Here is a 14368-nt window from a genome sequence, read left to right as displayed (position 1 = left end):
CTCCCGATAGACTTGCCGAAATTGCGAGACACGTTAAGTGATCGTTAATCAGAGTGCAAATGAAAGATAAAACCACCGTCATTTAGCGCAACTCCCGCTAAAAAACGCCTTTCTGCGGGTGCCTTACACATCGCTTATTGAAACTGATTGCTATTTGCATTTAAAATCTGCGCTTCACTCAATGAATATGACTGATATGACGACGTTGATTACGCCTCTTCCTACACGTACCCCCGTAGCTATGATCTTGTCCGTGGTGCTCCACGGCTCGTTGATTGCGGGCATTCTCTATGCATCGTTTCATCAGACCATTGAGGTTCCGAAAGCATCCCAGCCAATCAGCGTGACCATGGTGGCGCCTGAAGTGCAGCCAGAGCCGGCCCCCGCGGTGGTGACACCGCCGCCGCCAGAGCCCGAACCTGAGCCGGAAGTCGCACCTGAGCCGCCAAAAGTCGAGCCCGTGCCGATTCCAAAACCTGAACCGAAGCCCAAGCCAAAACCCAAGCCGAAGGTAGAGAAAAAGGTCGAGCCTAAGCCGCGTAAGGAAGTGAAGCCGCAGGAGAATCCGGTCAAGCAGGACATCCCGACCACCCAGACGCGTCCGACCACGGCGCCGAAGAGTAACCCAGCGCCAACGCAAACCGTCTCTGACGGGCCGAAGGCGATGAACGTGAGCAAACCTGCCTATCCGGCGCGTGCGTTTGCGTTACGCGTGGAAGGCCGTGTACGCGTGCAGTTTGATGTGGATAGTGACGGTCGTGTCGATAATGTGGAAGTTCTCTCCGCCGAACCGCGCAACATGTTCGAGCGTGAAGTGAAGCAGGCGATGAAAAAGTGGCGTTATCAGCCTGGTCGTCCTGGAAAAGGCCTGACCATGAACATCGTATTCCGTATTAACGGTGGCGCTAACATCGAGTAAACCTGCGTTGAAGGCAAAGAAAAAGCGGTCATTGACCGCTTTTTTTATCGCTGTTAATCGGCAAGATTAGCTTTGCCGGGGGGCAGCGGACGGGATTTTCCGGTGTTATCCACGGCAACGTAGACAAATACCGCTTCGGTGGCGCAATACGTCTGACCGATTGGCTCAGACGACACCTTTTTGATCCACACTTCTACATTGATGGTCATCGAACTGTTACCGGTGTGCATGCAACGCGCATAGCAGCTCACCACATCGCCTACTGCCACCGGTTTCAGGAACGTCATACCATCAACGCGTACGGTGACCACACGACCTTCGGCGATCTCCTTGGCCATGATGGCGCCGCCCATATCCATCTGTGACATCAACCAGCCGCCAAAAATATCACCATTGGCATTGGTATCCGCCGGCATCGCCAGGGTGCGCGATACCATCTCGCCTTGCGGCAATTTATGTTTTTCGTCCATTGCTCAGTTCTTCTGCAGGTGAAGAGAAGCCCGACTGTGCCGGGCGGAGTAGCTTATTTTTGTTCTTGTTGCGGCATCTGTCGCCAGATGTACACGCCGCTTAACAGAGTAAACAGTAGGGTCAGGCCAGTCAGACCAAACACTTTAAAGTTAACCCAAAACTCTTGTGATAACCAAAACGCAACATAGATATTCACCAGGCCGCAGACGAAGAAGAAGATTGCCCAGGCAATATTCAAGCGACGCCACACCACACCAGGCAACTGCAACTCTTTACCCAGCATGCGCTGAATCAGCGGCTGTTCCATAAAGAACTGGCTGTAAAGCAGAGCCAACGCGAACAGGGAATAGATCACAGTGACTTTCCATTTGATGAACTCATCGTTATGGAACACCAGCGTTAATGTGCCGAAGACCGTCACCAGCGCGAAGGTGAAAATAGTCATCTTTTCCAGTTTGCGATACAGCACCCAACTGACCACCAGCGCCAGGCCCGTGGCGACAATCAGGGCGCCTGAAGCGACAAAGATGTCGTATAGCTTGTAGAAGATAAAGAAAACTACCAGGGGAAGAAAATCGAGTAACTGCTTCATAGCGTTTCCAGTTAGGGCAGGAGCGTTCAATAAAGGCGCTCCGCAGAGCGCCATCGCTGTTAACGTAACAGCATATACAGACGGTACAAATAGATAATCAGAATGGCAGAGACCAGATTACCCAGCGCATTCATCACCACTGACGCAATATTGACCGGCAAAACGGTAAGCGATGAAATAAGGAACATCAGCACAATTTTGGCCAGCAGCCACAGCACGATGGCAGGGGCAATCAGTTTCATGTTCTTCCATGCCAGCTTCATGCTCGCACGCATTGCCCCAATCACACCCATTTTCTCGCTGACCAGCATCACCGGCGCCAGTGACAGCAGAATCGCCAGAATCACGCCAGGCACCATCAGCACCATAAAGCCGATTTGCACCAGCAAGGTAATCAGGAAGGTCTGCAGCAGCAGTTTTGGCAGCAGTGGCGCGGAGGCACCGATCGCTCGCAGGGCACTCACGCGTTGGCCATTGGAGACCAGCGGGATCAGGCACAGCATACCGCCGAGCAACAGCGTATTGCCGATCAGCGCTGCAAAGGTGCCGGCTGCCGATGCACGCAGCAAGATGCGCTGCTGATCCGGTGACATATTCTGTACCAATTCAAACAGTGATGTCGCGCTGTCGTCAGCCTGACTAAGCAGGGATAACTGGTCTTCGCCTGGGGTTAATGCATGACCGACAATCACCGTAATGAACGACGTCAGCAACGCCATCAGCAAAATAGTAACCAGCTGATGACGCAGAAAATTTCCTGTGTCACGGTATAACGAGCTTGCCGTGATAGACATGTACTCTCCTTGATGGAACCGGGTTAATTAACCCGGCGATTGTACATGTTCTGCGGGCAGGCTGGCACCCGGAAGACCATAACTTTGTGTCATCTCTGGTAAAGAATGGGGAATTAGACTTCGTTCCTGGTTCATAAAAGCAGCAAAGCCTTTTCATTAGCCTGAAAACCCTCCTTAACGTTTTTTCTTCCACAGGCGGAATGCCGAAAATTGATCTGAATCAATCCATTGTTTTTTAAGTGATTAATCTGAACTGATGCAGATGATCTTTTACCAAAAAAGGGTTAGATCTTGTGCCGCAATCCCGATTAAGACCCTACTTTTATGCAAAGGAGTGATTATGAAACTGGCAAAATGCGCATTGCTCATGGCTCTGGCTATTCCCCAGCTGGCGCTGGCTCATCAGGCGGGTGATTTTTTCATGCGTGCCGGTAGCGCGACTGTTCGTCCAACCGAAGGCTCTGACAATGTGCTGGGTATGGGCGGCTTTAACGTCAGCAACGACACCCAGCTTGGACTCACCTTCACCTATATGGCGACGGACAACATCGGCGTGGAGCTGCTGGCGGCGACACCGTTCCGTCACAAGGTTGGCCTCGGTGCCACTGGAAATCTGGCGACCGTGCGCCAGCTGCCACCGACGCTGATGGCACAATACTATTTCTTTGATAGCCGCAGCCCGGTGCGTCCGTACGTTGGGGTAGGTATCAACTACACCACCTTCTACGATGCCAAATTTAATCAAACCGGTCAGGATGCGGGCTTAAGTGATTTAAGCGTCAAAGATTCCTGGGGCGTGGCGGGTCAGGTAGGGATGGATTATCAAATCAACCGTGACTGGATGCTGAACGCCTCACTTTGGTACATGGACATTGATACTGAAGTGAAATTTAAAGCCAACGGTGAACAACAAAATATTAATACGCGTATCGATCCGTGGGTATTCTTCTTTGGTGTGGGTTACCGTTTCTGAGGCAACAACCGAAAAACAACGGGCGACCCAAAGGCCGCCCGCTGCAGTATCGATACGCTATTACTTAATCTGCATATTGTTAACCACAGATTTAACCCCTTCCACGCTGCGGGTGACCGTGACAGCACGGTTCGCCATCTGCGGAGAACTGACAAAGCCGCTTAACTGCACTTTCCCTTTAAAGGTTTCGACGTTGATTTCGGTGGATTTCAGCGAATCGTCATTCAACAACTGCGCCTTAACCTTAGTGGTAATCACCGTATCATCGAGATAGCCCCCGGTCCCTTCCTTTGTGGCTGTCGGTGCGCAGGCGCTAAGTGTGATCGCCATAACCGCAGCCATTAATATTCCTGCAACGACTTTAAAAAAATTCATTGGTTATCTCCCTGTCTTAGATGATGTTTCACCGCAACGAGACGGTGCGATTAATTGTGGTATGCGCTTTGCAAATCGGCAAATCGCGGAGAGTGAAAAAGTTGGAAATACGCCACTTTTACCACTTATTGATCCAATGACGGCAGCGGGGCAAACGGTAAGCTGGAACAGCAGGGCAAAACTGATATTAAAACAACAAGACAAAGAGCCGATGCGTGCCGGTACAGGCACCACAGGCAGGGAAAATAATAATGAAAAAGCGTGCCATTCTGGCGATAGCCACAATCAGCTATCTGTCTTATCTTCAGCTATTTGCTTCACAGAACTTGCCGATGCCCAGTGCGCAGGCAGAACCGATAATGAATCCGCATCTAGGCACCCTGTGCAAGGCTGCTGCCGCAATTAGCTTTGGCCGCAACTTCAAAATTATGCAACTGGACAAAGTGGATGAGCAGGGCGTCGCGTGGGTGCATTATATCCGACCATCCGATCAGTCACGCTGGGCCGTACGCTGCCGACTTCAGGGCGATAGAGTGATCTGGATGTCAGATAATCCGGATAGTAGTGGACGCTGGCGCGATGGCCCCGAAGACGAGAAGCTGACATGGCAAATCAGAAACGACAAGCTAATGATGAAGCTGACGTATCCTGATGGTTCGGGAGATGAGCAGACGTTCAGGCTGGAATAATCAAGAGAAGACCCTATTCGCTATAGCGAACAGGGTCTTGAGGATTTAGCGCGTGCCGGCTTTCAGATCGCTGACAAACGCTTTCAGTTCAGCTAACAATGTGGCGGGATCGTTCTGATTACGTTCGATGATCTTCACAATCGCCGAGCCTGAAATGGCACCCGCTGCGCCCGCTGCGATGGCTTCTTTCACCTGACTGGCTTCTGAGATACCAAAGCCCTGTAACGGTGGCGCCGCATGGTATTCGCGCAATTTATCAATGAGATGATTCAGCGGCTGGCTGGCGCGATTCTCTGCGCCAGTGACGCCCGCGCGCGACAGCAGATAAGTATAACCGCGGCCGTGTGAGGCAATCTCACGCAGTAAATCATCATCCGCATTCGGCGGGCAGATGAAGATCGGTGCCACGTTATGACGCATCGCAGCCTGACGGAACGGCGCAGACTCTTCTACCGGTACATCCGCCACCAGCACGGAATCAACGCCTACGGCTTCACACTGCGCGTAAAAGTTGTCGATGCCTTTACTGAACACCAGATTAGCGTACATCAACAATCCAATCGGCAGTTCAGGGTACTTCTGACGCACGGCAGCAAGGATCTCGAAACACTGCGCAACGGTGGTTCCCGCTGCGAAGGCACGCAAGGTTGCGCCCTGAATCGTTGGGCCGTCCGCCAGTGGATCGGAGAATGGAATGCCAAGCTCTAACGCATCGGCTCCGCCTTCTACCAGCGTGTCGATGATCTTCAGCGACAGTTCAGGGGTCGGATCGCCAAGGGTGACGAAAGGAACAAAGGCGCCTTCTTTCTTCGCCGACAGACGTTGAAACAGCTGATTATAACGTTCCATCAGATCTCTCCCTTAGCTTTCAAAATATCGTGAACGGTGAAGATGTCTTTGTCGCCGCGACCGGACAAGTTGACCACCAGCAACTGCTCTTTTTCCGGATTTTCACGGATCATTTTCAGCGCATATGCCAGAGCATGGGAGGATTCCAGAGCCGGGATAATGCCTTCTGCACGACACAGTTCTTTGAAGGCTGACAGCGCTTCATCATCGGTAATCGACACATATTCGGCGCGACCAATGCTGTTGAGATGGGCGTGTTGTGGGCCAACAGAAGGGAAATCGAGGCCAGCCGAGATCGAATAGGATTCTTCAATTTGGCCTTCCTCAGTCTGCATCATTGGCGCTTTCATACCAAAGTAGATACCGACGCGGCCGTGCTTGAGTGGCGCACCGTGTTCGCCAGTTTCGATGCCGTGACCCGCAGGTTCAACGCCAATCAAACCGACACTGGTGTCATCAATAAAGTCAGCGAACATGCCGATGGCATTCGAACCGCCACCCACACAGGCCACCACCGCATCTGGCAGACGACCTTCGCGTTCCAGAATCTGGGCTTTGGTCTCTTCGCCAATCATGCGCTGGAACTCACGCACGATAGTCGGGAAGGGATGCGGACCTGCCGCGGTGCCGAGCATATAGTGCGCGGTTTCGTAGCTGCCAGACCAGTCACGCAGCGCCTCATTACAGGCATCTTTCAGCGTGGCTGAACCGCTGTGCACCGGAATCACTTCCGCGCCCATCAAACGCATACGGAACACGTTAGGTGACTGACGCTCAACGTCTTTTGCACCCATATAAATGCGGCATTTCATGCCGAGCAGCGCGCACGCCAATGCTGAAGCCACACCATGCTGACCGGCACCGGTCTCAGCGATAATTTCATTTTTGCCCATGCGCTTAGCAAGCAGTGCCTGACCTAACACCTGGTTAGTTTTGTGGGCACCGCCGTGCAGTAGATCTTCACGCTTCAGATACAGGCGGGTTTTCGTGCCTTTGGTCAGATTGGTGCACAGCGTCAATGCGGTAGGGCGACCGGCATAGTTTTTCAGCAAATCGGTGAATTCAGCCTGAAATTCAGGATCGCGCTGCGCTTCGACAAAGGCGCTTTCCAACTGGCGCAGAGCAGGCATCAGAATCTGCGGCACATATTGACCGCCAAACTCGCCAAAGTAGGGATTCAATAACGTAGTCATCTTTCATCTTCCTTATGCGGCCCGCACATCGGCGGGCGAGCGAAATTAATAGGCGCGCAGCGTGCGGAATACAGCCGCGACTTTACTGGCATCTTTGATGCCAGGCGCAGATTCAACGCCGGAGTTAAAGTCCAGCCCGGCGCAGCCAAGTTGGGCAGCTTCTACGCAGTTGTCTGCGCTTAATCCGCCGGCCAGCAGCACGTTGCTGAGATCTTCACCCTGAAGCAGTGACCAGTCGAATCGCTGTCCGCTGCCGCCCTGGGCATTATCAAACACATAACGATCCACATGCGGCCAATCGCGGGCTGGAAGGCTGCCGCGAATGCTCAGCGCCTTCCAAATTTTCACCTCTTCTGGCAGGGCGCTACGCAGTTCTGCGACAAACGCCTGATCTTCATCACCATGCAATTGCACAGCGGAGAGTTGGAGTAAACTGGCGTGCGTGACAATGTCACTTACACGATTGTTGCGGTATACGCCGACATACTTAAGTGGTGCAGCCGCTATAACGGTTTGGGCTTGTTCGGCGCTGACTTTACGCGGTGAACCTTCTGCGAAAATTACACCGCCATAAATCGCGCCTGCTTCGTGCGCAATGCGCGCATCTTCAGAGCGGGTCAGGCCGCAGATTTTATTGTCACCGAGTAAGACGCGACGCACACCGGCATCGAGATCGGCTTCTTCCATCAGTGCGGAGCCAATCAGGAAACCGTTGGCGAAGTGGCTCAATTCACGCACCTGCGCATAATTATGGATGCCCGATTCGCTAATGACCGTCACACCGTGGCCTAAACGTGGCGCCAACTGGCGGGTGCGATTCAGATCAATGGACAGGTCGCGCAGGTCGCGGTTATTGATGCCGACCACTTTCGCTTCCAGCGCAATGGCGCGTTCCAACTCTTCTTCATTACTGACTTCAGTCAGTACGCCCATTTTCAGGCTGTGCGCTACCGCGGCGAGCTGGCGATATTGCTCATCATCCAGCACCGACAGCATCAGCAAAATGGCATCCGCCTGATAGTGGCGCGCCAGGTAAATTTGATAGGGATCGATAACGAAATCTTTGCACAACACCGGTTGAGTAATCGCGGCGCTGACGATCGGCAAAAATTCAAAATCACCCTGGAAATACTTCTCGTCAGTTAAGACCGAAACAGCTGAGGCGTGATGACGATAAACGCCGGCGATGGTCGCAGGATCAAAATCTTCACGAATCAGACCTTTAGAAGGGGAGGCTTTTTTGCATTCCAGGATGAACACCGTGCGCGTGCCGCGCAGCGCATCGTAAAAGTGGCGTCCTGCAGGCTGCAAGCTGTTCTTGAAGGTCTCCAGCGGCTGTTGTACCTTGCGTGCTTCAACCCAGACGGCTTTATCCTGAACAATTTTCTCTAAAACGGTGCCCTTGATACTCATCTCATCCTCTCGCTGCCAGAGCAACAACGCGCTCGTAAGCCTGACCACTGCGAATTGCGGTGATGGCGCGCTGAGCGTTGTCGCGCAAATCTTCATTTCCGAATACTTTCAGCAACATTGCGACGTTCACCGCAACGGCCTGCTCATGGGCCGGCTGGCCTTTACCCTGGAGCAAACGCGCCAGAATGTCACGGTTTTCTTCCGGCGTGCCGCCCGCTAATGCCTCTTTATCATGGAAGCCAAAACCGAAGTCTTCGGGTGTTAGCTGATAACTGGTAATTTCACCGTCACGCAGCTCAGCGACCTGGGTCGGACTGTGCAACGCCACTTCATCCATACCGCCGCCATGCACCACGGCCGCACGCTGATAGCCGAGCACCTTCAGGGTTTGAGCAATCGGCAGCACCAGTTCCGGACTGTACACGCCGATCACTGCCAGCGGTGGTCGCGCCGGGTTGATCAGGGGACCCAGCACGTTAAACAAGGTGCGGGTTTTTAACTGTTGGCGCACCGGCATCGCGTGACGGAACCCGCTGTGATATTGCGGTGCGAACAGGAAGCAGACGTTAAGATCGTCCAGTGCCTTACGCGCTTTTTCAGCGGGCATATCCAGATCGATACCAAAAGCCGCCAGCAGATCGGAGGAGCCGGATTTGCTCGAGACGCTGCGATTGCCGTGCTTGGCCACTTTCAACCCGCAGGTTGCCGCGACAAAGGCGCTGGCAGTGGAGATGTTAATGCTGTTGCTGCCGTCACCGCCGGTGCCAACGATATCGGCAAAGGTGTAATCCGGACGCGGGAAGGGTTTCGCATCTTCCAGCAGCGCGGTGGCAGCGCCAGCAATCTCTTCCGGGCGCTCGCCACGGACTTTCATCGCAATCAGCGCGGCGGCTAATTGGGTCGGCTCAAGCTGACCTTTAATAATGGCGCTAAACAGCTGATGGCTCTCCGCCTGACTCAGGGTTTGTGCCTGATAGAGTTTTTCCAGAATAGTTTGCATCATAATCTCCCTATTATTTCGCCAGCGCCCAGGCCAGCGTTTGCTCTAACAAACGTGCGCCCTGGGTGGTGAGAATGGATTCGGGGTGGAACTGGAAGCCGCACACTCGGTCAGCATCGTGACGAACGGCCATCACCATGCCGTTGTAGCTGGCGTTAACGGTCAATTCGGCTGGCGTGTTGCTGCCCACCAGCGAGTGATAACGAGCCACCGGCAGTGGATTGCTCAGGCCGGTAAACATCGCTTCACCATCATGATTAATCGATGAAGCTTTGCCGTGCAGAATCTCTCCGGCCTGGCCTACGTGACCACCATAGGCTTCAACAATCGCCTGATGACCGAGACAGATACCAATAATCGGCAAACGACCACGCAAGGCTTGCAGCAACGCAGGCATGCAGCCGGCATCTTTCGGTGCGCCAGGGCCAGGTGAGAGCATCAGCACCGGATTTTCCATCTGCTGCAGGCGTTCAATCAGCACTTCAGCGGGCACGTTATTGCGGTAAATCACCACGTTGTGACCAAAGGTGCGCAGCTGATCAACGAGGTTATAGGTAAAGGAGTCGATGTTATCGAGCAACAGGATATCGGCCATCAGAAAATCTCCTTGCAATGATGGGCTGTGGCGATGGCACGTAATACTGCGCGCGCTTTGTTGCGGCTTTCATCCGCTTCAGCCTGAGGCTGAGAATCCAGTACCACACCGGCACCGGCTTGTACCGTGGCAACGCCATCTTCCACCCATGCGGAACGAATCACGATGCAGGTATCCAGATCGCCGTGCGCGGTGAAATAGCCGACCGCACCGCCGTAGCTGCCGCGACGCGTGCCTTCTTTCTGAGCAATCAACTGCATGGCACGCACTTTTGGCGCGCCGCTTAAGGTGCCCATGTTCATACAGGCGCGATAGGCGTGCAGGACATCGAGATCGTTACGCAGCGTGCCGACCACGCGAGAAACGAGGTGCATCACGAAGGAGTAACGGTCAACTTTGGTCAGGTCCGCGACATAGCGGCTGCCAGGCACGCAGATGCGAGCCAGATCGTTACGCGCCAGGTCTACAAGCATCAGGTGTTCCGCCATCTCTTTGTGGTCGGTGCGCATTTCCAGTTCGATACGGCTATCGAGATCACGGTCCAGTGAACCATCGGCATGGCGACCGCGTGGACGCGTACCGGCAATGGGGTAGATCTCAATCTGACGTGAAGTGGCATCGTATTTGAGTGAGCTTTCAGGTGATGCGCCAAACAGTGCAAAATCCTGATCCTGCATAAAGAACATGTACGGGCTAGGATTGCTGTGTTTCAGCGTATCGTAAGCGGCCAGTGGAGAAGGGCACGGCAGGGAGAAGCGGCGTGATGGCACCACCTGGAAGATTTCACCGATGCGAATTGCTTCCTGCATCTCACGCACCACACTGCAATACTCTTCATCGCTCTGGTTGGTGCTCAGCGCCATTTGCTCAACACGTTGCACCGGCAAAGCAGGGGCCGGCTGCGTCATCTGGCCGCGCAACTGCTCGATACGACTCTGCAAGCGCTGGAATTCGCTAGTGGATGGGCTGAACAGACTCGCCTGCAGGCGAGCACTGCGTGTCTGGTGATCAATCACCAGCAGGGTTTCTGCCAGATAGAAGCAGTAGTCCGGGCAGCTCTGCTCATTACGCAGTTCGGGTAAATCTTCAAATCCGGCCACCAGGTCATAAGCAAACAGGCCGCCGAGGAACATTGCTTCACGCTCTTCCTCTGGGCTGTTCACCAGTTGCGGGATCAGGCGCAGCGCGTCGAAAACAGACAATGCTTTCAGACGTGAATCTTCATCATGCAACCCCTGAGGCAGCGGGAAATGCAGCACTCGGCCATCCGGGCGCGCTTCAATTCTGACATCCTGCGGCAATGCCTCATCCAGCAGTGGCAGAACGCTACGACCGTTTTCAGACAGCGCCTGCAACGTCACGACGTTGCCCAGTGCGCTGATGCGCAGAGCGCTATCCACAATCAGTAAGCTTTTCAGATTCTTTTTGCTGTCGATATCAGCAGATTCAAGCAACAACGTTGCTGGACGTGCGCCGCAAATTTGATGGAACACAGCGGCCGGATCTTCGCGGTAGGGCGCGGTACCGGTAATCAACTTCAATGTAGGTTTCGCATTAGCCATTATTGTCATCTCTGAATTTCGCTCAAAAAAAAGCCCGCTCGGTGGCGGGCTCAGGTATCTGCACAGCGGTTACGCATGTTGTGCACGACGACGTCGCCCGTTAAAGGGATTATCGCGCCACCAACCTTTTGCATGCGTACCAAAAATAGCCATGATGAAATACCCGTTACGTGTGAACTTGTGTACTAGTTAACTGGTTCAGGTGAAAAAAGTCAATACTCTTTTTCAGTCAGGAGCAAAATCGTTATCATGCCAGCCGAGTTAAGTTGCTGCTGGAGTTACCTTGTCGGATATTGCCCGTTTTCCCCTTTACGATTTACACAGTCATACCCAGGCGTCTGACGGTTTGCTAACCCCTACCGCGCTGGTGCAACGTGCCGTCGAGATGAACGTTGGGGTACTGGCGATTACCGATCACGACACCATCGCTGGCGTAGCCGAAGCGCAAGCCGCCGCAGTGCAACAGGATCTGCCGATTCGCATTTTGGCCGGATTAGAAGCTTCTACGCTGTGGGAAAATCACGAAATTCATATCGTGGGTTTGAATGTAGATTGCCAGCACCCTGCGCTGACATCGTTTCTGGCCCAACAGCATCAATGCCGTGCTGAACGAGCGCTGCTGATCGCAGAGCGCCTCGACCGGGCGCGCATTCCTGATGCGCTAGCGGGGGCGCAACGTCTGGCACAGGGCGGTGTGATCACCCGCGGTCATTTTGCCCGCTACCTGGTGGAGATCGGCAAAGCCGATAACATGGCACAGGTGTTCAAGAACTACCTTGCCCGGGGGAAAACCGGCTACGTGCCGCCGCAATGGTGTACAATTAAACAAGCTATTGATGCCATTCATCATTCTGGTGGCGTGGCGGTACTTGCGCATCCGGGTCGCTATGGTTTGTCCGCGAAGTGGCTCAAACGACTGATTGCCCATTTCGCTGAAGTCGGTGGTGATGCAATGGAAGTGGCGCAGTGTCAGCAGGCACCAAACGAACGAACGCAGCTCGCGACCTATGCACGCGACAATAAGCTGGCGGGATCGCAGGGATCAGATTTTCACCAACCCTGTCCGTGGATAGAACTGGGGCGCAAATTATGGCTGCCGGGCGGCGTTGAACCCATCTGGGAACGCTTTCCCGCGTTAGCGCCCGCCGTGGCTATTGCAGATAGGTGACATGAGGTTTTTATGAGTCAATTTTTTCACATTCATCCAGATAACCCGCAACCGCGTCTGGTCAATCAGGCGGTCGATTATCTCAATAAAGGTGGCGTGATCGTCTATCCCACCGATTCGGGTTACGCGCTGGGCTGCAGACTGGAAGAAAAGAACGCGATGGAGCGTATCTGCCGTATCCGGCAGTTAGATGGTAACCACAATTTTACGTTGATGTGTCGCGATCTGTCTGAGCTTTCGACGTATTCGCAGGTGGACAATACCGCGTTTCGAATTTTGAAAAACAATACGCCGGGCAGTTATACCTTCATTCTCAAGGCGACCAAAGAAGTGCCGCGTCGTTTGATGAATGACAAGCGTAAAACCATTGGGCTGCGCGTGCCGTCCAATCCGGTGGCGCTGGCGTTACTGGAGCGGTTAAATGAGCCGATGATGTCCACCTCGCTGATGCTGCCGGGTAATGACTTCACCGAATCCGATCCGGAAGAGATTCAGCACAGCATTGGCAAGCTGGTGGATCTGATCATTGATGGCGGCACTTTAGGCCAGCAGCCAACCACCGTGATCGATCTCACCAGCGATGTACCGGTTGTGGTTCGTGAAGGGGTCGGCGACACGCGCCCGTTCCTGTGATCACGCGCGGTCAGGCGGCGTTAGCGTCGTCTGGCCAATATTTTGTTCCAGCCAACGTTTAAAATCACCGTAGGGAATATACAGCGAAACATCTTTCAGGATGACTTGCTTGCTGCGCACATTGGAAATTTCATGGCTGTAACCCACAATCACTCCGCCAATTGTCTGGTCAGCATTATATACCGCGCCACCTGACATTCCCTGCACAACCCCAGCATTTGATGCCATTGCCATGCACGGCTTTTTATTCCATTTATTAGTAATTGCGGTGCGCGCTAAATTAACGCCGCTTGATTCCACCGGCATCGCTGAAATAAAGCTGTAACCGTACATCTTAATGGGCTCACCCACTTTACTGGTGCGGAATTTCGCTAACGTTTCCGGGCTGTTTTTATGATAGATAATTGCGACGTCACAATAAGGATGATAAGCCTTCACCCGCTGAACAGCAGTTGTTGCGACGTGCGCAGCTGTCAGGCTGTATTCAGGCGTGAGAGGGATGGTTGTGCCAAGGATGCCCAAACCCAGTACCGTCGGGATGCCTGTCACGCTCATATCCACGTGTTCAAGCGCCGTTCGACTATACTCAGTATGGCCCACGGAACAACCGCTCAGTGCCAGCGCCGCGAGCGCAGGCCAAAGCAGAGTGGTTTTCATGATAATGATCTTCTTTTTAAGCATGTCAGGAAAATCCCTGGTGAAGACTTTCGACATGCAAATTAAATTCATTCCGTGAATGAATAAACGCCTCAATTCCTGCGTGCGCCGGTTTATATTATCAACAATGCCACAGTAACTTCGTTAATGGCCTGTCAGAGAAACGAGTGTAAATAGTAAAGGTTACGCTTTTATAAATACGGCACACTCTGTTTCAGGCTTAAATTTTACACAATTTTTTTATCAGAACAATTCATGAAATTTAATCTGAATCAAATAATGTGAAAATACAGACTTAATCCAACCTGCAGCGCCAATTAACTGATAATTTAAATTTACTGGCTTAATGCACCTTATTTATCCCGGTTAATTAGTTTTTTATGCTGTTTTGTAGTTTGGGTTTAGATTTTATGTTTGGGATTATCCTTAAGCGTGGTGCGCAATGCTAGCAGACCAGTCTTGAAAAGCGCTAATGTATCACAAGC

15 protein-coding genes, 1 pseudogene and 1 other annotated feature are annotated in these 14368 nt (G+C 52.9%); of the genes and pseudogenes, 6 read left to right on the top strand and 10 right to left on the bottom strand.

Going from position 1 to position 14368, the window contains the following annotated elements; translation table 11 throughout:
* Nucleotides 1-196: 196 nt before the first annotated feature.
* Nucleotides 197-919 carry a TonB system transport protein TonB gene (tonB, locus tag LBW88_RS05385; RefSeq protein WP_224931873.1) on the top strand — a complete coding sequence of 241 codons (723 nt, stop codon included), beginning with the start codon at nt 197-199 and terminating at the stop codon, nt 917-919.
* Nucleotides 920-972: 53 nt separating this feature from the next.
* Here the strand turns inward: tonB and yciA are convergent, their stop codons facing one another.
* From yciA to LBW88_RS05370, 3 genes are read right to left on the bottom strand one after another with little or no spacing between them, the layout of a single operon-like run.
* Nucleotides 973-1389 carry an acyl-CoA thioester hydrolase YciA gene (gene yciA, locus LBW88_RS05380; RefSeq protein ID WP_224931875.1) on the bottom strand — a complete coding sequence of 139 codons (417 nt, stop codon included), beginning with the start codon at nt 1387-1389 and terminating at the stop codon, nt 973-975.
* Nucleotides 1390-1442: 53 nt separating this feature from the next.
* Entirely contained in the window at nt 1443-1982 is a 540-nt protein-coding gene (locus LBW88_RS05375; protein WP_224931877.1) for a septation protein A, read from the bottom strand.
* Between the two features lie 59 nt (nt 1983-2041).
* Entirely contained in the window at nt 2042-2776 is a 735-nt protein-coding gene (locus LBW88_RS05370; RefSeq protein ID WP_100700643.1) for a YciC family protein, read from the bottom strand.
* 340 nt (nt 2777-3116) lie between these two features.
* On the opposite strand from LBW88_RS05370, the gene ompW reads away from it, so the two are divergent.
* Entirely contained in the window at nt 3117-3749 is a 633-nt protein-coding gene (ompW, locus tag LBW88_RS05365; RefSeq protein ID WP_097116991.1) for an outer membrane protein OmpW, read from the top strand.
* Between the two features lie 60 nt (nt 3750-3809).
* On the opposite strand, the gene LBW88_RS05360 is transcribed toward ompW, so the two are convergent.
* Nucleotides 3810-4124, bottom strand: coding sequence for a BON domain-containing protein (locus LBW88_RS05360; protein WP_224931879.1), 315 nt, complete (start codon nt 4122-4124; stop codon nt 3810-3812).
* On the opposite strand from LBW88_RS05360, the gene LBW88_RS05355 reads away from it, so the two are divergent.
* Together LBW88_RS05355 and LBW88_RS05350 are read left to right on the top strand one after the other, a co-directional pair.
* Nucleotides 4069-4530 (top strand): hypothetical protein, encoded by a 462-nt coding sequence (locus tag LBW88_RS05355; protein WP_224932041.1) that lies wholly within the window; start codon nt 4069-4071, stop codon nt 4528-4530. The genes LBW88_RS05360 and LBW88_RS05355 overlap by 56 nt on opposite strands.
* A complete protein-coding gene (locus LBW88_RS05350; RefSeq protein WP_224932031.1) occupies nt 4484-4813 on the top strand; it encodes a hypothetical protein in 330 nt (109 codons plus the stop codon). The genes LBW88_RS05355 and LBW88_RS05350 overlap by 47 nt, the downstream gene beginning before the upstream one ends.
* Before the next feature lie 45 nt (nt 4814-4858).
* Here LBW88_RS05350 and trpA read toward each other — a convergent pair whose 3' ends face one another.
* The 5 genes and pseudogenes from trpA to LBW88_RS05325 all read right to left on the bottom strand — a co-directional run bounded on the left by trpA (nt 4859) and on the right by LBW88_RS05325 (nt 11425).
* Nucleotides 4859-5662, bottom strand: coding sequence for a tryptophan synthase subunit alpha (trpA, locus tag LBW88_RS05345; RefSeq protein ID WP_224931881.1), 804 nt, complete (start codon nt 5660-5662; stop codon nt 4859-4861).
* The gene (trpB, locus tag LBW88_RS05340) at nt 5662-6855 is read right to left on the bottom strand and encodes a tryptophan synthase subunit beta (RefSeq protein WP_224931883.1); all 1194 of its coding nucleotides are present in this window, start codon (nt 6853-6855) and stop codon (nt 5662-5664) included. Before trpB ends, trpA begins: the two co-directional genes overlap by 1 nt.
* A 45-nt stretch (nt 6856-6900) precedes the next feature.
* On the bottom strand, nt 6901-8268 hold the full coding sequence (gene trpCF, locus LBW88_RS05335; RefSeq protein ID WP_224931885.1) for a bifunctional indole-3-glycerol-phosphate synthase TrpC/phosphoribosylanthranilate isomerase TrpF: 1368 nt from the start codon (nt 8266-8268) through the stop codon (nt 6901-6903).
* Between the two features lies 1 nt (nt 8269).
* A pseudogene (gene trpD, locus LBW88_RS05330) lies at nt 8270-9863 on the bottom strand (bifunctional anthranilate synthase glutamate amidotransferase component TrpG/anthranilate phosphoribosyltransferase TrpD).
* Nucleotides 9863-11425: an anthranilate synthase component 1 gene (locus LBW88_RS05325; RefSeq protein WP_224931887.1), complete on the bottom strand. Its 1563-nt coding sequence runs from the start codon at nt 11423-11425 to the stop codon at nt 9863-9865. The pseudogene trpD and the gene LBW88_RS05325 overlap by 1 nt, the downstream one beginning before the upstream one ends.
* 24 nt (nt 11426-11449) lie before the next feature.
* Nucleotides 11450-11554 (bottom strand) — a sequence feature (Trp leader region).
* A gap of 154 nt (nt 11555-11708) precedes the next feature.
* On the opposite strand from LBW88_RS05325, the gene rnm reads away from it, so the two are divergent.
* Nucleotides 11709-12593, top strand: coding sequence for an RNase RNM (gene rnm, locus LBW88_RS05320; RefSeq protein ID WP_224931889.1), 885 nt, complete (start codon nt 11709-11711; stop codon nt 12591-12593).
* 12 nt (nt 12594-12605) lie between these two features.
* Complete coding sequence (locus LBW88_RS05315) at nt 12606-13226, top strand: L-threonylcarbamoyladenylate synthase (RefSeq protein WP_045814395.1); 621 nt, start codon at nt 12606-12608, stop codon at nt 13224-13226.
* On the opposite strand, the gene LBW88_RS05310 is transcribed toward LBW88_RS05315, so the two are convergent.
* A complete protein-coding gene (locus LBW88_RS05310) occupies nt 13227-13883 on the bottom strand; it encodes a serine protease (RefSeq protein WP_224932033.1) in 657 nt (218 codons plus the stop codon).
* Nucleotides 13884-14368 lie beyond the last annotated feature (485 nt).

Origin of the sequence: Pantoea sp. alder81, assembly GCF_020179835.1 — a bacterium.
GTDB lineage: Bacteria > Pseudomonadota > Gammaproteobacteria > Enterobacterales > Enterobacteriaceae > Pantoea.
The sequence above is the reverse complement of the archived record's forward strand: the minus strand, read 5'-3'. Positions and strand labels throughout refer to the sequence as shown.